This is a genomic window from Avibacterium endocarditidis (genome assembly GCF_965138825.1).
Classification (GTDB): domain Bacteria; phylum Pseudomonadota; class Gammaproteobacteria; order Enterobacterales; family Pasteurellaceae; genus Avibacterium; species Avibacterium endocarditidis.
The window spans coordinates 136,336-154,353 of the sequence record NZ_CBCSDH010000003.1 but is presented as its reverse complement, the minus strand read 5'-3'; the positions used below and the strand labels follow the sequence as shown (position 1 = coordinate 154,353).

Below are 18,018 nucleotides of genomic sequence, written 5' to 3'. Positions count from 1 at the left end.
TGGATTATAGCATAGTTTTTGGTCTTATAGATGATATAGAAAAGCCCCTTATATCGGGGGCTTATGTAATTAGTTCTTTTTACTCTCTTTATCGGCTTCTTTTGCTGCGTGATTAATGCCAGCACCAAAAGCTAAAACTACAGCCAATAAAACTAATAATCCAATAGTAAGCTCCATTTAGCCCTCCTTCGTATCTGGAATTAGTTTTTTTTTATCTTCTTTTTCAGCTTGTTTTATGGTGTGGTTAATGGCAGCTAAAAAAGCCAGAACAATCCCTAAAAGAACAAGTAATCCAATGGTGAGTTCCATTTAATCCTCCTTTGATAGCTGGGATTTGTGTTTTCTAAGCAACTTTCCAGCAACGAGAGTGGCATAAATAACAAACATTAATGTAAGACTACTCATAATTTTAAATAGTATTCCATTCTGACCAAATATTATCACGGGGACTGCAAGTATCGCAACTTTGGCAATATCTTCTACCATTTTGCCCAAGCTTCTAAGGTTTCGACTTCGATCGGGCGTTTGAATAAATTTAACATTGGATTCTCCTTGTGGTGAGAGAAACCATAGCAAAACCTTTTGAAGTGCGGTGATTTTTTGGTGAGTTTTGCGATCCAGATCGAGAAAACAGCTCAAAGCGGATAAAAACAGTCATTCTGGAAAGAATTATTCGCATTTGGGTATTAATCTGTTTATGATACGCCTCTCAAATAAAATCAAAAAATAAGGAAATCTATGAAATCGCTGATGAAACTAGGCTCTATGCTGTGGCGAGGATTAAATTTTGTGCGCAATGTTGTGATGAATTTAGTCTTTCTTGTTTTTGTGTTGTTTCTTTTTACGGTGGTGAGTTTGTTCACAAATGCAAATAAAGAAACCCAAGCGCCACTGGGCGCAGATGAAGGCGCGTTATTGCTCAATTTAGATGGATATTTAGCGGATAATCGTGAAGAAATTCACTCTTTGCAAGATTTGTTGAAAGAAGTGGATTCTCAGTATGTGCCGCGTCAAATTTCTACCTTTGATTTGGTGTATAGCATTCGATCTGCGGTGAATGACCCACGCATAAAAGGCTTGGTGTTAGATCTGAATCGTTTTGAAGGCGCTGATTTGCCTGCGATTAAATATGTGGGCAAGGCGATTAATCAGTTTAAGCAAAGTGGTAAGCCGGTGATTGCTTATGCGGATAGCTATACGCAAAAACAATATGTACTCGCGAGCTATGCCGATGAAATTTATCTCAACCCGATTGGTGCGGTGGAAATTCAAGGCTTGGCATTGGAAAACCTGTATTACAAAGATTTGCTCGACAAGCTAAAAATCACGCCACATATTTTCCGTGTAGGCACGTATAAATCTGCCGTTGAGCCGTTTTTGCGTAATGATATGTCGGCAGAAGCCAGAGCCAATATGCAACGTTGGTTAAGCACAATGTGGACGGATTATAAAACGCTGATCGCAAACAATCGCCAAATCCCTGTTGATAATGTATTGCCTGAAGCGGAGCAATATTTTGCGAATTTGAAAGCATTAAATGGCGATTTGACGGCTTATGCCCAACAGCAAAAATTTGTGACGCAACTTGCCGATCGTTTTACTTTAGAACAAAAACTCACCGCACTTTTTGGCAAAAATGCAGAGGGAAAAGCAAAATTGTTGCCATTTGATCGCTATTTGGCAGATTTACCTGATCGCATTGAAGGGGAAGGTAAAACACGCATTGCGGTGGTCAATGTCGAGGGTGCAATTATTGACGGTGAAACCGATGACAATGGTGTTGGCGGTGATACGATTGCTACATTGCTGCGTCAGGCTTATGAAGATGAAAAAATCAAAGCCGTGATTTTGCGTGTAAATAGCCCCGGTGGCAGTGCCTTTGCGTCAGAAATTATCCGTCAGGAAATTGTGCATTTACAGCAAGCAGGCAAGCCAGTGGTGGTGTCAATGGGGGCAATGGCCGCTTCAGGTGGTTATTGGATTTCTAGCACGGCAGATTATATTTTAGCTGATGCGGATACCATTACGGGATCTATCGGTATTTTTGCAATGTTCCCAACCTTTGAGAAAGCCGTAGCAGAAATTGGCGTGAATGCTGATGGCGTGGCTACTTCACCATTAAGTCAGCAGTCTTCTTTTGGTGGCATCTCAAAAGTAAAAAGTGATCTTTATCAACTGGAAATTGAACATGGTTACGATAAATTCCTTTCGCTTGTCAGCAAAGGCCGTCAGCTAGCTAAAACAGACGTGGATAAAATCGCACAAGGTCAAGTATGGTTGGGATCGGAAGCCTTGCAAAATAAATTGGTGGACGAGCTAGGCGATTTTGATCGTGCGGTGGAAAAAGCAAAGGAATTAGCTAAAGCAAAACAAAACGAGCAAAGTGCGGAAGAATTTAGTGTGGAATGGTTAATTGAACGCAATGATTCTATGCTTGATGCCTTAGTGAAAAGCTTTGGCAAAGGCGCGCAACAGCAATTATTCAGTGCGCTTGGCTTGGCAAAACCATTTAATGAAGTAAAACAACAGCTCAACCAACTGAGCCAATTTAACGATCCAAAAGGGCAGTATTTATACTGTATTAACTGCGGAACGTTACGCTAAAAATTATTTTCCCCTTTTATGTAAATAGAAGGGGAAAATTTTTAAAAATTGCACCGCACTTTTTGTTTCTTTTTATTTCTATTATTTTTTCTATTTATTGCTAGCGGTTTCTTGGCATAACCCAAGCTGGCTTAAAAAGTCCACAAAGGCTTTCACTTTCGCCGCCAAATGACGGCGGTGGGGATAGACAATATTCATATCAATTTGATGTTGCGGATAGTCAGCCAGCACTTCCACTAATTCCCCTGAAGCTAATTCATTTTCGATCAGAAAACGTGGTAAATTCACAATGCCAAGCCCTGATTTTGCCAGTTCTGCCAAAGCCAAGCCACTGTTGCACATAACATCAGCCTGTACACGCAAGCGCTCAATTCTTGTACCGTTGATAAATTCCCAAAATACTTGATTATTATTGGATTTATACAGCATTATTTTGTGTTGATAGAGTTCTTCTGGCGTTTGTGGAATACCCTTTTTAGCGAAATAATCGGGCGATCCCACAATGTGCATTGTTGAACTTGCAATTTTTTTCGCCACCAGCGAACTGTCCTGCAAATTGCCAATGCGTAAAGCGAGATCAAAGCCTTCGGTGATTAAATCCACTAAACGATCGTTAAATTCAATGTCCACTTCAAGATCAGGATTGGCGTGTAAGAATAAGCCCAAATTAGGCGCAATAAAACGCAAGCCAAAATCACGCGGCACGGAAATATGTAGCTTGCCTTGTAATGCACTAGCAAGATTGCTGATACTGGCTTCGGCATCTTGTAATTCTGCCAGAATAGGCTGGCAACGTTGGTAATAAAGCAGCCCCGCTTCAGTTGGCACAATCTTTCTAGTGGTGCGCTGCAACAAGCGGGTTTTCAGCTGTTCTTCCAGTTGTGAAACTAGCTTACTCGCCATTGCTACGGAGATATTTTGCTGTATAGCGGTTTGGGTAAAACTTTGCGTTTCCACCACTTTACAAAAGACAGAAATTGCATTGAGTTTATCCATTTATTCTTCCTTTTTTAAAAAAATGATTGACCAATCCACAGATAGTCCGCAATATATCGGGCAATTTTACACAAGTTAGCAGAAATTAGGTAAAGAAAAAGATGAGTAAATCTTTAGTGATTGTGGAGTCGCCAGCCAAGGCGAAAACCATTAATAAGTATTTAGGAAAGGATTATATAGTGAAATCCAGCGTAGGGCATATTTGCGATTTACCTACCGCTGGAATGAGTACTGGTGAAAAAGCCAAGGCAATTTCTACCAAAGGATTAAGCCCCGAAGAAAAGCAAGCCATTAAGCAAGAAAAAGAACGTAATGCCTTGGTGAAGCGTATGGGGATCGATCCTTATCACGATTGGAAAGCCAATTACCAAATTTTACCGGGTAAAGAAAAAGTGGTGGCGGAACTCAAATCGCTGGCGAAAAAAGCGGATCATATTTATCTCGCTACCGATTTGGATAGAGAAGGGGAAGCCATTGCTTGGCATTTGCGTGAAGTGATTGGTGGTGATGATGATCGCTTTAGCCGCGTGGTATTCAACGAGATCACCAAAAATGCCATCACTCAAGCCTTTGAACACCCAGAACATCTCAATATGGATCGTGTTAATGCCCAACAAACACGCCGTTTTCTTGATCGCGTGGTGGGCTTTATGGTATCGCCATTATTATGGAAGAAAGTGGCGCGCGGTCTATCAGCAGGGCGTGTGCAATCGGTTGCGGTGAAATTATTAGTAGAACGCGAGCGTGAGATCAAAGCTTTCCAACCTGAAGAATATTGGGAAGTGGCGGTGCAAACGGAAACCGCACAGAAAATCGGCTTGCGTCTTGATGTAACCAGTTTTAAAGGGAAAAAATTTGAGCCGAAGAATGCGCAACAAGCGCAAAGTGCGGTGGATTTTTTACAAAAATCCGATTATATCGTTTCTGATTTAGAAACCAAACCGACTAGCTCAAAACCGAAAGCGCCTTTTATCACCTCAACCTTGCAACAAACAGCAAGCACAAGGTTAAATTTTGGCGTGAAAAAAACAATGATGCTTGCTCAACGCCTCTACGAAGCGGGCTATATCACCTATATGCGTACTGATAGCACCAACTTAAGTCAAGATGCCTTAAATATGGTGCGTGATTATATCGGTTCACATTATGGCGACAGTTATTTACCGAGCAAACCGAATTTTTATTCCAGTAAAGAAAATGCGCAAGAGGCGCACGAAGCTATTCGTCCTTCTGATGTGCGTGTATTGGCTGCAGATCTACAAGGAATGGAAAAAGATGCGGTGCGTTTATATGATCTCATTTGGCGTCAATTTGTGGCTTGCCAAATGCCGGCAGCCCAATATGACAGCTCAACGCTCACGGTAACGGCAGGCGATTATAGTCTGAAAGCCAAAGGGCGTATTTTGCGTTTTGACGGTTGGACAAAAGTGTTACCGCCAATGAGTAAAAGTGCAGAAGATCAAGTGCTTCCAGCCGTTGTGGTGAACGATCAGCTAAATTTAAAAGAAGTAATCCCACAGCAACATTTCACTAAACCACCTGCGCGCTTTACTGAAGCGGCACTGGTAAAAGAGCTGGAAAAACGCGGAATTGGTCGCCCTTCTACTTATGCCGCGATCATTTCCACCATTCAAGATCGTGGTTATGTGCGGGTGGAAAATCGCCGTTTTTATGCGGAAAAAATGGGGGAGATTGTTACCGATCGCCTTAACCAATCTTTCACCGATTTAATGAATTATGATTTCACCGCCAATATGGAAGATGTGCTAGACCAAATTGCCAACGGTGAAAAAAATTGGAAAGCGGAATTAAATCAATTCTTTAAAGATTTTTCTGCACAGCTTAGCCAAGCCGAATTAGATGAGCTAGAGGGCGGAATGAAGCCAAATAGCCTTGTGCTAACCGATATTAAATGCCCAACTTGTGGCCGTCCAATGGCGATTCGTACTGCAAGTACAGGCGTATTCTTAGGCTGTTCAGGCTATGCCTTACCACCAAAAGAGCGGTGCAAAACGACAATAAATTTAATTCCAGAAGCGGAATTATTAAATGTGTTGGACGAAGCTTCTGAAACCAAAGCCCTAATGGATCGTAAGCGCTGCCCGAAATGTGGTACGGCAATGGATAGTTATATTATTGATCCACAAAGAAAACTTTATGTATGCGGAAATAATCCAAATTGTGATGGCTATGTGGTGGAGCAAGGCGAGTTTAAGATTAAAGGTTATGACGGCCCAGTGGTGGAATGTGATAAGTGCGGCGCAGATATGCACTTAAAATTGGGGCGTTTTGGCAAATATATGGCTTGTACCCAATGTGATAACACGCGCAAAATCTTAAAAAATGGCGAAGTTGCACCACCAAAAGAAGAGCCAGTACATTTCCCAGAGCTAAAATGTGAAAATTCTGATGCGTATTTTGTATTGCGTGATGGCGCAAGTGGCGTGTTTATGTCTGCGCATAATTTCCCGAAATCTCGTGAAACTCGCGCAGCTAAAGTAGCTGAATTGGCGCAATATCGTGATCGTCTGCCTGAAAAATTGCAATATTTAGCCGATGCACCACAGAAAGATCCTGAAGGTAATGAAGCCATTGTTCGCTTTAGCCGTAAGGAAAAACGTCAATATATTACTTCTGAAAAAAATGGTAAAGCCACCAAATGGCGTGCTGACTATATTGACGGAAAATGGGTTGAGAATGGTAAATAACCCTTTGATATAGAAGTTATTTTGTGAAAAGGCGATATTAATCAGCTAGAAAGTGCGGTGGAAAATTTGGCGTTTTTTCTACCGCACTTTTCTTTTTCTGCTTTTATTCTCTTTTTTGTTTGTTTCTCTAGAAAAATATTTTTCTATTTTAATTTGAAATGTTCAGTTTTGGCTATCGCTTTTTTTCATTAGGAAAAAGCAGATAATAGGAAAGAATAAAAAAGATAAACAGAAAACGTTTGTTAATAAAATATTAGAAAAAATTTGGAGCGGGAAACGAGACTCGAACTCGCGACCCCAACCTTGGCAAGGTTGTGCTCTACCAACTGAGCTATTCCCGCAAGAGATAAGGAGATTGGAGCGGGAAACGAGGCTCGAACTCGCGACCCCGACCTTGGCAAGGTCGTGCTCTACCAACTGAGCTATTCCCGCATATTCCGTAAGGAACGGGGCGTATTATACGAAAAATTTTTACGCCCGCAAGTAAAATTATAAAAAATTTGATTGCTTGTTTAGTTATTGATCAGAAAGCGAGGTTTTTCCTATTTCCTAGCAATAAATAAGCTAAGGCATTTTGATAAAATGCTCACGATAATAAGCCAGCTCAGCAATAGATTCACGAATATCATCTAAAGCAAGGTGGGTATTTTTCTTACTAAAGCCTTTTAACATTTCAGGATTCCAACGCGATCCAAGTTCTTTTAAGGTGCTGACATCAAGGTGGCGATAATGAAAATAGTCGGCGAGCTCAGGCATATATTTGAATAAAAAGCGTTTATCTTGCGCAACGCTGTTGCCACAAATGGGTGATGCACCTTTAGGCACCCATTTTTTTAGGAAATCTAAAGTTTGTAATTCTGCGGCACGTTCGGTGAGTTTGCTTTGCTTTACGCGTTCAATTAAACCATTTTCGCTATGGGTTTTCTGACACCAAGCATTCATTTTGGCCAGTAAACTATCTGGTTGATGAATGGCAAGCACAGGGCCTTCTGCAAGAATATTGAGATCTTTATCGGTTACAATGGTAGCAATTTCAATGATGCGTTCTTTTTCGGGATCTAAGCCCGTCATTTCTAAGTCAATCCAAATAAGGTTTTGTTTATCTAATTGCATTAGGGTATCCTATGTCTGTTATTATTTTTAATAAATGGTAAATATTCTAACCGAAAACCAACCGCACTTTAAGGATTTATCTTTGAGCAAACAAAAATTAACTTACAATCAGCAACGCAGAATTCGCTCTAATAATGCGAAAACATTACAACGTCACAAATCAAGAAATGAGGATATTCAGTGGCAAGATGAAATGCTTGGCCCAACGCAAGAAGGCACAGTGGTAACTCGTTATTCTTTGCACGCCGATGTGGAAAATGCACAAGGTGAAATTTTTCGCTGTAATTTACGCCGCACCTTGGCTAATTTAGTGGTTGGCGACAAAGTGCTGTGGCGTCAAGGTAGTGAACAGTTGCAAGGCGTGAGCGGTGTGATTGAAGCCATTCATCCACGTAAAAATGAAATTACACGCCCTGATTATTATGATGGCTTGAAAGTCATTGCTGCCAATATCGATCGCATTATTATTGTATCGGCGGTTGTGCCTGAGTTGTCTTGGAATATTATCGATCGCTATTTGGTGGTATGTGAGAACGCTAAAATTCCTGCTGTGATTGTGATTAATAAAGCTGATTTATTATCGGAAAGTCAGCGTGAAGCAGTGGAAAAACAGCTTAAGGTTTATGAAAAAATTGGCTATCAGACGTTGATGATTTCTGCCAAAACAGGCGAAAATATGCAAAATCTTACCGCACTTTTATCGGAAGGTACGTCTATTTTTGTGGGGCAATCAGGGGTTGGCAAATCCAGTTTAATCAACAGCATTTTACCTGATGTGAATGCACAGGTTGGTGCGGTGAGTGAGGGAACAGGATTAGGTCGCCACACCACTACATCTTCTCGTCTTTATCATTTACCGCAAGGAGGCGATCTGATTGACTCACCAGGGATCCGTGAGTTCGGTTTATGGCATTTGGACGCCGATCAAATTACGAAAGGATACCGTGAATTTCAGTATGTGCTAGGCACTTGCAAATTTAGGGATTGCAAACATTTGAATGACCCTGGTTGTGCATTGCGTGAAGCCGTTGAGCGAGGAAAAATCGATCCCGTAAGATTTAAAAATTATCATAATTTAATTGAAAGTTTATCTGAAACAAAGGGGCATAGACATTTCTTCACTCAGGACAATGGTTAAATAAAGGTTAATAAACGCATAAAAAAACGCCGTTTCAAGCATTTTTTTGTGATGTACTTCAAATTTTGCGTTGATTAGGGTTGATTATTGTTGTGTTAAGTTGAATACTAGCTTCAGATTTATTTTTAAAGATGAAATAAATACAACGATTGAATGGTAAGCTTTATGGTTACTGTTTGATGTTAGGATAACATTTATACTTAAACAATTTACTAAGAGGATTTTACTATGTACTCAAAAGATGTTGAAATTATTGCTCCAAATGGTTTACATACTCGCCCTGCGGCTCAGTTTGTAAAAGAAGCGAAAGCCTTTGCTTCTGACATTACTGTAACTTCTGGTGGCAAAAGTGCAAGTGCAAAAAGCCTTTTTAAATTACAAACTTTAGGTTTAACACAAGGAACTGTGATCACCATTTCTGCTGAAGGCGAAGATGAGCAAAAAGCAGTAGATCATTTAGTCGCTTTAATTCCTACATTAGAGTAATCATACCATTAGCCACAAATTTCACTTTCAAGAGAAAGTCTGTTTGTGGCTATTGTTCTATTTATAGCCAGATTTAATTATTAGTTCGGAAGGTCACTATGATTTCAGGTATTCCAGCATCCCCCGGCATTGTTTTCGGTAAAGCACTTGTTTTAAAAGAAGAAAAAATCGTACTTGATACGCAAAAAATTCAAGACGATCAAGTTGAAGCTGAGGTTGCAAGTTTTTATGAAGGACGTAATGCAGCCGTTGAGCAATTAACTGCAATTAAAGATCGTGCTTATGCTTCATTAGGTGAAGAGAAAGCGGCAATCTTTGAAGGCCATTTAATGATTTTGGAAGATGAGGAATTAGAAGAAGAAATCATTGATTATTTACGTTCTAATAAAGTGAATGCAGGGGTTGCTGCAAGCACAATTATTGATCAGCAAGTGGCGATGTTGTCAGAAATTGATGACGAATATTTAAAAGAGCGTGCAGGGGATATTCGTGATATTGGTAATCGCTTAATTAAAAATATTTTAGGTATGCACATTGTTGATCTTGGTGAGATCAACGAAGAGGCTATTCTTGTTGCTTATGACTTAACGCCATCAGAAACCGCACAGCTTAACCTTGATAAAGTGCTTGGTTTTATTACTGATATTGGTGGCAGAACTTCTCATACTTCAATTATGGCACGTTCATTAGAATTGCCAGCGATTGTGGGGACAAACACGGTTACTCAACAAGTTAATACCGGTGATTTCTTAATTCTTGATGCGGTGAATAACTGTGTTTATGTAAACCCAAGTCAGGAAGAAATTGATCGCTTAAAAGCCTTAGAAGCACAATTAGCCGAAGAAAAAGCAGAATTAGCGAAATTGAAAGATTTACCAGCACTCACTTTAGACGGTCATCGCGTTGATGTGGTAGCAAACATTGGTACAATTCGCGATGTGGAAGGGGCAGATCGTAACGGTGCGGAAGGCGTAGGCCTATATCGTACAGAATTCTTATTTATGGATCGCGATCAGCTGCCAACGGAAGAAGAACAATTTATCGCTTATAAAGAAGTCGTTGAAGCGATGAATGGCCGTTTAGTGGTATTAAGAACAATGGATATTGGTGGTGATAAAGAGTTACCTTACTTAAATCTACCAAAAGAAATGAATCCATTCTTAGGCTGGCGTGCTATTCGTATTGCCCTAGATCGTAAAGAAATTTTACACGCGCAATTAAGAGCAGTATTAAGAGCATCAGCTTTCGGTAAATTGGCTGTTATGTTCCCAATGATTATTTCTGTGGAAGAAATTCGTACATTAAAAGCAGAAATTGACGTATTAAAAGCGCAGCTACGCAATGAAGGCAAGGCTTTTGATGAGAATATTCAAATTGGCGTGATGGTAGAAACTCCATCAGCAGCAGTGAATGCGAAATTTTTAGCGAAAGAAGTGGATTTCTTCAGTATTGGTACAAACGATTTAACTCAATATACCCTTGCGGTGGATCGTGGTAACGAATTAATTTCTCATTTATATAACCCAATGACCCCATCTGTATTGAGCTTAATTAAACAGGTGATTGATGCTTCCCACGCTGAAGGTAAATGGACAGGTATGTGTGGTGAGCTAGCGGGTGATGAAAGAGCAACGTTATTGCTACTTGGTATGGGCTTAGACGAGTTTAGTATGAGCGCAATTTCAGTGCCAAGAATTAAAAAATTAATCCGCAATGTAAACTATCAAGATGCAAAATTGCTCGCTAATAAAGCGCTTGAACAGCCAACAGCAGCAGATATTGAAAAATTGGTTGCAGACTTTTTAGCAGAAAATGCATTAAACTAGATACCAATTATTCAAATTTTGGGCTAGAATAGCCCAAACATTCACTTAGTAGGAGACTAAAAATGGGTTTTTTTGATAAGTTATTTGGTTCAAAAAGCAATAAAACCGTTGAAGTAGAGATTTATGCACCGCTTTCAGGTGATATTGTGAACATTGAAGATGTACCAGATGTTGTTTTCTCAGAAAAAATTGTTGGTGATGGTATTGCAATTCGCCCAACAGGTAACAAACTTGTAGCCCCTGTTGATGGTGTTGTAGGTAAAATTTTTGAAACCAACCACGCTTTCTCAATGGAATCTACCGATGGTGTGGAATTATTCGTTCACTTTGGTATTGATACCGTTGAATTAAAAGGTGAAGGTTTTAGACGTGTTGCTGAAGAAGGCCAAACCGTTAAACGTGGTGATACCATTATTGAATTAGATTTAGAATTACTTGAAGCTAAAGCAAAATCAGTGCTTACCCCTGTAGTGATTTCTAATATGGATGAAGTTAGCCATATTGAGAAAAAAACAGGCGAAGTTGTTGCTGGTGAGTCTGTGGTTCTTGTAGTGAAAAAATAAAAAATGCAATATAACAAAGCCCATTCCATTGAGAGAATGGGCTTTTTCTTATAAGGGAAATCTTCATCGCTGATAAGATTTATCCGTCAATCAGCTGAGGAGTAGGATTGATAAAGATTAAAGCGCTTTAAGTAAAAATTATCAGTCATCTGCTATTTTTACCGATTATTTAAAGTGCGGTGGAATTTTTTAATAAATTTTTTGCCTTTCCTAAGACTTATCAAAAAATTTTCTAATTTCAACAAATCTTATATTTTTTATAATCTTTGTTAAAGATTTGTAAACGGGTTTTAATAGTTGTAAAATAGCCTAGATATAGGTATTAGTTATCCATTCGTTGTTCAGTTTCGTCTAGAAATTGAACTTAACTTCAACTTAACAAATAAGGAAAAGACTATGTCAGAAATGTTAAGAAATGACGTAGATCCAGTCGAAACCAATGATTGGTTATTGGCGATCGATTCAGTAATTCGTGAAGAAGGTGTTGAAAGAGCACAGTTTATTATTGAGCAATTAATGCAGCACGCTCGTGCAAATTCAGTATCTTTACCAACAGGTGTTACCACAGACTATATTAATACTATCCCTGTTGAAGAAGAGCCGAACTATCCAGGTAATTTAGATCTTGAGCGCCGTATTCGTAGTGCGATTCGTTGGAATGCAATTATGATGGTATTAAGAGCGTCTAAAAAAGATTTAGAGCTTGGCGGCCATATGTCATCTTTCCAATCTTCTGCGACAATCTATGAAGTTTGTTTCAACCATTTCTTTAAAGCGCGTACCGAAAAAAATGGTGGCGACTTAGTTTTCTTCCAAGGTCATATTTCTCCAGGAATTTATGCGCGTGCTTTTGTTGAAGGCCGTTTAACTGAAGAGCAATTAGATAATTTCCGTCAAGAAGTTCACGGAAAAGGCCTTTCTTCTTACCCGCACCCTAAATTAATGCCTGAATTCTGGCAATTCCCTACAGTATCAATGGGTCTTGGGCCGTTGAATGCCATTTATCAAGCACGTTTCTTAAAATACTTACATAACCGTGGCTTGAAAGACACAGCAGATCAAACCGTTTACGCATTCTTAGGTGATGGCGAAATGGACGAAGTAGAATCTCGCGGTGGTCTTGCTTTCGCAGCACGTGAAAAATTAGATAACCTTGTTTTCGTGATCAACTGTAACTTACAACGTTTAGATGGCCCAGTAACAGGTAATGGTAAAATTATTCAAGAATTAGAAGCACAATTTAACGGTTGTGGCTGGGAAGTGATTAAAGTTGTTTGGGGGCGTCGTTGGGATCGTTTATTACAACGTGATACGTCAGGCAAATTATTACAATTAATGATGGAAGTGGTTGATGGCGACTATCAAACCTTCAAAGCAAAAGATGGTGCTTATGTACGCAAACACTTCTTTGGTCGTTACCCTGAAACTGAAGCCTTAGTGGCAGAAATGACAGATGATGAAATCTGGGCATTAAACCGTGGTGGTCACGATCCATTAAAAGTTTTCGCTGCATTCAATAAAGCAAAACAAGTTAAAGACAAACCAGTTGTATTGCTTGTGAAAACCATCAAAGGTTATGGTATGGGTGATGCCGCTGAAGGTAAAAATATCGCACACCAAGTTAAGAAAATGGATATGTCGGGCGTTAAACACGTTCGTGATCGTTTCAATATTGCAGTATCTGATGAAGATATTGAGAAATTACCATACATCAAGTTTGAAGAAGGTTCAGAAGAGTACAAATATCTTCACGAGCGCCGTCAAGCATTGAACGGTTATTTACCAACCCGTGCGCCACGCTTTACTCACGAACTTGAAGTGCCAGCGTTAGAAGAGTTTGCACAATTATTTGAAGCACAATCTCGTCCAATTTCAACCACAATGGCATTTGTTCGTTCATTAAACGTATTGTTGAAAAACAAATCTGTGGGTAAACACATTGTACCAATTATCGCAGATGAAGCGCGTACTTTCGGTATGGAAGGTTTATTCCGTCAAATCGGTATTTATAACCCACACGGACAGAACTACACTCCACAAGATCGCGAGCAAGTTTCTTATTATCGTGAAGCCATTGATGGTCAAGTGTTACAAGAAGGGATTAACGAACAAGGTGCAACTGCGTCTTGGATTGCCGCAGCAACTTCTTACAGCACAAACAACGTACCAATGATTCCATTCTTTGTGTATTACTCAATGTTTGGTTTCCAACGTGTAGGTGATTTAATGTGGTTAGCAGGCGACCAACGTGCGCGTGGCTTTATGATCGGTGGTACATCAGGCCGTACAACATTGAACGGTGAAGGTTTACAACACGAAGATGGTCAAAGCCATATTCAATCAGCGGTAATTCCAAACTGTATCTCTTATGATCCTGCTTTCGCCTTTGAAGTACCTGTAATTATCCAAGACGGTGTTCGCCGTATGTACGGGCCAGAACAAGAAGATGTGTACTACTACATCACAACCTTAAATGAAACTTACGACCAACCAGCAATGCCAAAAGGCGCAGAAGAAGGTATCCGTAAAGGTATCTATAAATTCGAAACGGTAACTGGCCAAGGTAAAGGCAAAGTTCAATTATTAGGTTCTGGTGCGATTTTACGCCACGTTCGTGAAGCAGCGAAATTACTTGCAGATGATTTCGGCGTAACTTCTGATGTATATAGTGTAACTTCATTTACTGAAGTAGCACGTGATGGTGCAGATGTAGAGCGTTGGAACTTATTACACCCTGAAGCAGAGCCAAGAACAGCATACATTGCTCAAGTGATGAATGATGCACCAGCGGTGGCTGCAACAGACTACATCAAACTTTATGCAGAGCAAGTGCGTGCATTTGTTCCAGCGCAAAGCTATCGTGTATTAGGTACAGACGGTTTTGGTCGTTCAGATAGCCGTGAAAACTTACGCGAGCATTTTGAAGTGAATGCACATTATGTGGTAATCGCAGCATTAACTGAGCTTGTTAAACAAGGTATCTTTGACAAGAAAGTGGTTGCAGATGCGATTACAAAATATGGCATTGATGCAGATAAAATTAACCCACTTTACGCATAATTAACATCGCTCCCCTTGCTTTAGCAGGGGGAGTTTTGAGGAAAAAAGAAAATGGCTAAAGAAATTCAAATTCCAGATATTGGTGGCGATGAAGTAACCGTTACCGAAGTGATGGTAAAAGCTGGCGATACGGTTGAAGTTGATCAATCCGTAATTAATGTTGAAGGCGATAAAGCATCAATGGAAGTGCCTTCACCTGAAGCTGGTGTAATTAAAGAAGTATTAGTAAAAGTTGGCGATAAAGTTTCAACTGGTACACCAATGTTTATTTTAGAAGGAGCAGCAGCTGCACCAGCGCCTGCCGCTGAAGAAAAAGCAGCACCAGCAGCACCGCAAAGTGCGGGTGGTTCTGTGATTGAAATTCACGTTCCAGATATTGGTGGTGATGAAGTAAACGTAACTGAAATTTTAGTAAACGTAGGCGATAGCGTTGCAGAAGAGCAATCTATCTTAAACGTAGAAGGTGATAAAGCTTCTATGGAAGTGCCAGCACCTGTGGCTGGTGTGGTAAAAGAAATTCTTATCAAAGTAGGTGATAAAGTTTCAACCGGTTCATTAGTAATGAAATTTGAAACCACTGCCGCAGCGCCAGCTGCTCAACCAGCGGCTGAAGCACCAGCAGCACCTGCTGCAGTATCTGGTGGTGTACAAGATGTTCACGTTCCAGATATTGGCGGTGATGAAGTAAACGTGACTGAAATTATGGTTGCTGTGGGTGATAGCGTTTCTGAAGAGCAATCATTAATCACTGTTGAGGGCGACAAAGCTTCAATGGAAGTCCCTGCACCATTTGCCGGTGTAGTGAAAGAAATCTTAGTGAAATCAGGGGATAAAGTTTCAACTGGTTCATTAATTATGCGTTTTGAAGTAGCGGGTTCAGCGCCTGCAGCAGCCCCAGCAGCTCAACCAGCAGCGGCACCAGCACAAACTCAAGCGGCTGCCCCTGCAGCGCCAGCACAATCAGCGCAGCCTGCTAACCAAGCAGAAGTTACAGCAAGTGCAAGTTTTGCTCACGCAACCCCTGTGGTTCGCCGTTTAGCTCGTGAGTTTGGGGTAAACCTAGATAAAGTGAAAGGAACAGGCCGTAAAGGTCGTATCCTGAAAGAAGACGTTCAAGCCTATGTGAAAGCCGCGGTGAAAGCGGTAGAAAGCGGTTCTGTATCCGCAGCATCAACAGGTGCCGCGAATGGTGCAGGTTTAGGCTTACTCCCTTGGCCGAAAGTGGACTTCAGCAAATTCGGTGAAGTAGAACAAGTTGAATTAGGCCGTATCCAAAAAATCTCTGGTGCGAACTTACACCGTAACTGGGTAATGATTCCACACGTAACACAATGGGATAAAGCAGACATCACAGATTTAGAGCAATTCCGTAAAGAGCAAAATGTGCTTGCGGAAAAACAAAAACTTGATGTAAAAATCACCCCACTTGTGTTCATTATGAAAGCGGTAGCGAAAGCCTTAGAAGCTTACCCACGCTTTAATAGCTCCTTATCTGAAGATGCACAAAGCTTGATCTTGAAAAAATACATCAACATTGGCGTAGCGGTAGATACACCAAATGGCTTAGTTGTGCCTGTATTTAAAGATGTAAACAAAAAAGGCATTATCGAGCTTTCACGTGAATTAGCAGAAATCTCGAAAAAGGCGCGTGCAGGTAAATTAACCGCATCTGATATGCAAGGTGGTTGTTTTACCATTTCAAGCCTAGGCGGTATTGGTGGTACACAATTTACCCCAATCGTGAATGCGCCAGAAGTGGCGATTTTAGGTGTATCTAAATCTGAAATGACACCAGTATGGAACGGCAAAGAATTTACTCCACGCTTGATGTTACCATTATCGCTCTCTTACGATCACCGCGTGATTGATGGGGCAGACGGTGCAAGATTTATCACCTTCATCAATGGCGTATTAAGCGACCTTCGCCGTTTAGTAATGTAATTCCTTAGCGTTTCTCATTAAAATGGGAAACGCTGTTTAGTTAAAGTGCGGTGTAAAAACCGCAAGAATTTAACGAGGTAGAAAATGAATAAAGAGATTAAAACACAAGTTGTTGTACTTGGTGCAGGCCCCGCAGGTTATTCGGCGGCATTCCGTTGTGCGGATTTAGGTTTAGATACGGTGATCGTTGAACGTTATTCAACCCTTGGAGGGGTGTGCTTAAACGTGGGTTGTATCCCATCTAAAGCCTTATTACACGTTGCTAAAGTGATTGAAGAAGCAAAATCTTTAGCAGAACACGGTATCGTATTTGGCGAGCCACAAACTGACATTGACAAAATCCGTGGTTGGAAAGAAAAAGTAATCAACCAATTAACAGGTGGCTTAGCTGGAATGGCTAAAATGCGTAAAGTGCAAGTGGTAAACGGTTACGGTAAATTCTCAGGCCCTAACACCATTATCGTTGCAGGCGATGAAGGCGAAACCACCATTCATTTTGATAATGCTATTATCGCAGCAGGTTCACGCCCAATTCAATTGCCATTTATCCCACACGAAGATCCACGCATTTGGGATTCAACAGACGCACTTAAATTAAAAGAAGTGCCGAAAAACCTATTAATTATGGGCGGTGGTATTATCGGTCTTGAAATGGGTACGGTATATCACGCACTCGGTTCTAACATTGACGTAGTAGAAATGTTTGATCAAGTGATCCCAGCAGCGGATAAAGATATTGTTCAAATCTACACAAAACGTATCGAGAAGAAATTCAACTTATTACTTGAAACCAAAGTAACCGCAGTTGAAGCGAAAGAAGACGGTATTTATGTCTCAATGGAAGGCAAAGCTGCGAACGAAACACGCCGTTATGATGCCGTATTAGTGGCGATCGGTCGTACACCAAATGGTAAATTGATCGATGCTAATGTCGCAGGCGTAGAAGTGGATGAGCGTGGCTTTATCCATACAGATAAACAAATGCGTACCAACGTACCACACATCTTCGCGATTGGTGATATTGTGGGACAACCAATGCTTGCTCACAAAGGCGTACACGAAGGCCACGTTGCAGCAGAAGTCATCGCAGGACAAAAACACTACTTCGACCCGAAAGTGATCCCATCTATCGCATACACTGAGCCAGAAGTGGCTTGGGTAGGTAAAACCGAGAAAGAATGTAAAGCCGAAGGCATTAACTACGAAGTGGCGAAATTCCCTTGGGCAGCCTCAGGTCGTGCGATTGCCTCTGACTGTGCAGATGGTTTAACCAAATTGATCTTCGATAAAGACACTCACCGCATTATCGGTGGTGCAATTGTTGGAACAAACGGTGGTGAATTGCTAGGTGAAATCGGTCTTGCGATTGAAATGGGTTGTGATGCAGAAGATCTTGCATTAACTATCCACGCTCACCCAACCTTACACGAATCTGTAGGCTTAGCGGCAGAAGTGTTTGAAGGTTCAATCACCGACTTACCAAATCCAAAAGCGAAAAAGAAAAAATAGTTTTCTAACTTCTTCTCAAAAGCCTTTCTGATGAAAGGCTTTTTTATGCGAAAAGGAATGTTTATTTAATTCTA

The 18,018-nt window shown here is 40.6% G+C and carries 12 protein-coding genes and 2 tRNA genes; 9 read left to right on the top strand and 5 right to left on the bottom strand.

From position 1 onward, the window contains the following. Nucleotides 1-177: 177 nt before the first annotated feature. The gene (locus tag ACNAV8_RS02905) at nt 178-309 is read right to left on the bottom strand and encodes a hypothetical protein (protein WP_415777175.1); all 132 of its coding nucleotides are present in this window, start codon (nt 307-309) and stop codon (nt 178-180) included. 438 nt (nt 310-747) lie between these two features. Here ACNAV8_RS02905 and sppA point away from each other — a divergent pair, with 438 nt between their 5' ends. Next, nucleotides 748-2,604, top strand: a complete 1,857-nt coding sequence (sppA, locus tag ACNAV8_RS02900) for a signal peptide peptidase SppA (protein ID WP_415777188.1) — start codon at nt 748-750, stop codon at nt 2,602-2,604. Nucleotides 2,605-2,694: 90 nt separating this feature from the next. On the opposite strand, the gene ACNAV8_RS02895 is transcribed toward sppA, so the two are convergent. Beyond that, nucleotides 2,695-3,600: a LysR family transcriptional regulator gene (locus tag ACNAV8_RS02895; RefSeq protein WP_103854906.1), complete on the bottom strand. Its 906-nt coding sequence runs from the start codon at nt 3,598-3,600 to the stop codon at nt 2,695-2,697. Nucleotides 3,601-3,701: 101 nt separating this feature from the next. Between ACNAV8_RS02895 and topA the strand changes: the two genes are divergently transcribed. Beyond that, nucleotides 3,702-6,308, top strand: coding sequence for a type I DNA topoisomerase (gene topA / locus ACNAV8_RS02890; protein ID WP_103854905.1), 2,607 nt, complete (start codon nt 3,702-3,704; stop codon nt 6,306-6,308). Nucleotides 6,309-6,573: 265 nt separating this feature from the next. Here topA and ACNAV8_RS02885 read toward each other — a convergent pair. The 3 genes from ACNAV8_RS02885 to orn form a co-directional block, all read right to left on the bottom strand. After that, nucleotides 6,574-6,649, bottom strand: a tRNA-Gly gene (locus ACNAV8_RS02885). 15 nt (nt 6,650-6,664) lie between these two features. Next, nucleotides 6,665-6,740, bottom strand: a tRNA-Gly gene (locus tag ACNAV8_RS02880). 132 nt (nt 6,741-6,872) lie between these two features. Further along, nucleotides 6,873-7,421 (bottom strand): oligoribonuclease, encoded by a 549-nt coding sequence (orn, locus tag ACNAV8_RS02875; RefSeq protein ID WP_103855353.1) that lies wholly within the window; start codon nt 7,419-7,421, stop codon nt 6,873-6,875. Between the two features lie 82 nt (nt 7,422-7,503). Between orn and rsgA the strand changes: the two genes are divergently transcribed. The 7 genes from rsgA (at nt 7,504) to lpdA (ending at nt 17,944) form a co-directional block, all read left to right on the top strand. Further along, nucleotides 7,504-8,559, top strand: coding sequence for a small ribosomal subunit biogenesis GTPase RsgA (gene rsgA, locus ACNAV8_RS02870; RefSeq protein WP_103855354.1), 1,056 nt, complete (start codon nt 7,504-7,506; stop codon nt 8,557-8,559). A 228-nt stretch (nt 8,560-8,787) separates the two neighbouring features. Beyond that, on the top strand, nt 8,788-9,045 hold the full coding sequence (ptsH, locus tag ACNAV8_RS02865) for a phosphocarrier protein Hpr (protein WP_100295592.1): 258 nt from the start codon (nt 8,788-8,790) through the stop codon (nt 9,043-9,045). 98 nt (nt 9,046-9,143) lie between these two features. Beyond that, nucleotides 9,144-10,871: a phosphoenolpyruvate-protein phosphotransferase PtsI gene (gene ptsI, locus ACNAV8_RS02860; RefSeq protein ID WP_415777174.1), complete on the top strand. Its 1,728-nt coding sequence runs from the start codon at nt 9,144-9,146 to the stop codon at nt 10,869-10,871. 62 nt (nt 10,872-10,933) lie between these two features. After that, nucleotides 10,934-11,434: a PTS glucose transporter subunit IIA gene (gene crr / locus ACNAV8_RS02855; protein WP_103852902.1), complete on the top strand. Its 501-nt coding sequence runs from the start codon at nt 10,934-10,936 to the stop codon at nt 11,432-11,434. 396 nt (nt 11,435-11,830) lie between these two features. Continuing rightward, nucleotides 11,831-14,494 (top strand): pyruvate dehydrogenase (acetyl-transferring), homodimeric type, encoded by a 2,664-nt coding sequence (gene aceE, locus ACNAV8_RS02850; protein WP_103855352.1) that lies wholly within the window; start codon nt 11,831-11,833, stop codon nt 14,492-14,494. Between the two features lie 51 nt (nt 14,495-14,545). Then, nucleotides 14,546-16,435: a pyruvate dehydrogenase complex dihydrolipoyllysine-residue acetyltransferase gene (aceF, locus tag ACNAV8_RS02845; RefSeq protein WP_103855351.1), complete on the top strand. Its 1,890-nt coding sequence runs from the start codon at nt 14,546-14,548 to the stop codon at nt 16,433-16,435. An 84-nt stretch (nt 16,436-16,519) separates the two neighbouring features. Then, on the top strand, nt 16,520-17,944 hold the full coding sequence (gene lpdA, locus ACNAV8_RS02840) for a dihydrolipoyl dehydrogenase (protein ID WP_103855350.1): 1,425 nt from the start codon (nt 16,520-16,522) through the stop codon (nt 17,942-17,944). Nucleotides 17,945-18,018 lie beyond the last annotated feature (74 nt).

Coding starts and splice junctions, on each gene's coding strand:
- ACNAV8_RS02905 (WP_415777175.1), bottom strand. CDS start 309: ATGGAACTCACCATTGGATTACTTGTTCTTTTAGGGATTGTTCTGGCT.
- ACNAV8_RS02895 (WP_103854906.1), bottom strand. CDS start 3,600: ATGGATAAACTCAATGCAATTTCTGTCTTTTGTAAAGTGGTGGAAACG.
- topA (WP_103854905.1), top strand. CDS start 3,702: ATGAGTAAATCTTTAGTGATTGTGGAGTCGCCAGCCAAGGCGAAAACC.
- orn (WP_103855353.1), bottom strand. CDS start 7,421: ATGCAATTAGATAAACAAAACCTTATTTGGATTGACTTAGAAATGACG.
- ptsH (WP_100295592.1), top strand. CDS start 8,788: ATGTACTCAAAAGATGTTGAAATTATTGCTCCAAATGGTTTACATACT.
- ptsI (WP_415777174.1), top strand. CDS start 9,144: ATGATTTCAGGTATTCCAGCATCCCCCGGCATTGTTTTCGGTAAAGCA.
- crr (WP_103852902.1), top strand. CDS start 10,934: ATGGGTTTTTTTGATAAGTTATTTGGTTCAAAAAGCAATAAAACCGTT.
- aceE (WP_103855352.1), top strand. CDS start 11,831: ATGTCAGAAATGTTAAGAAATGACGTAGATCCAGTCGAAACCAATGAT.
- aceF (WP_103855351.1), top strand. CDS start 14,546: ATGGCTAAAGAAATTCAAATTCCAGATATTGGTGGCGATGAAGTAACC.
- lpdA (WP_103855350.1), top strand. CDS start 16,520: ATGAATAAAGAGATTAAAACACAAGTTGTTGTACTTGGTGCAGGCCCC.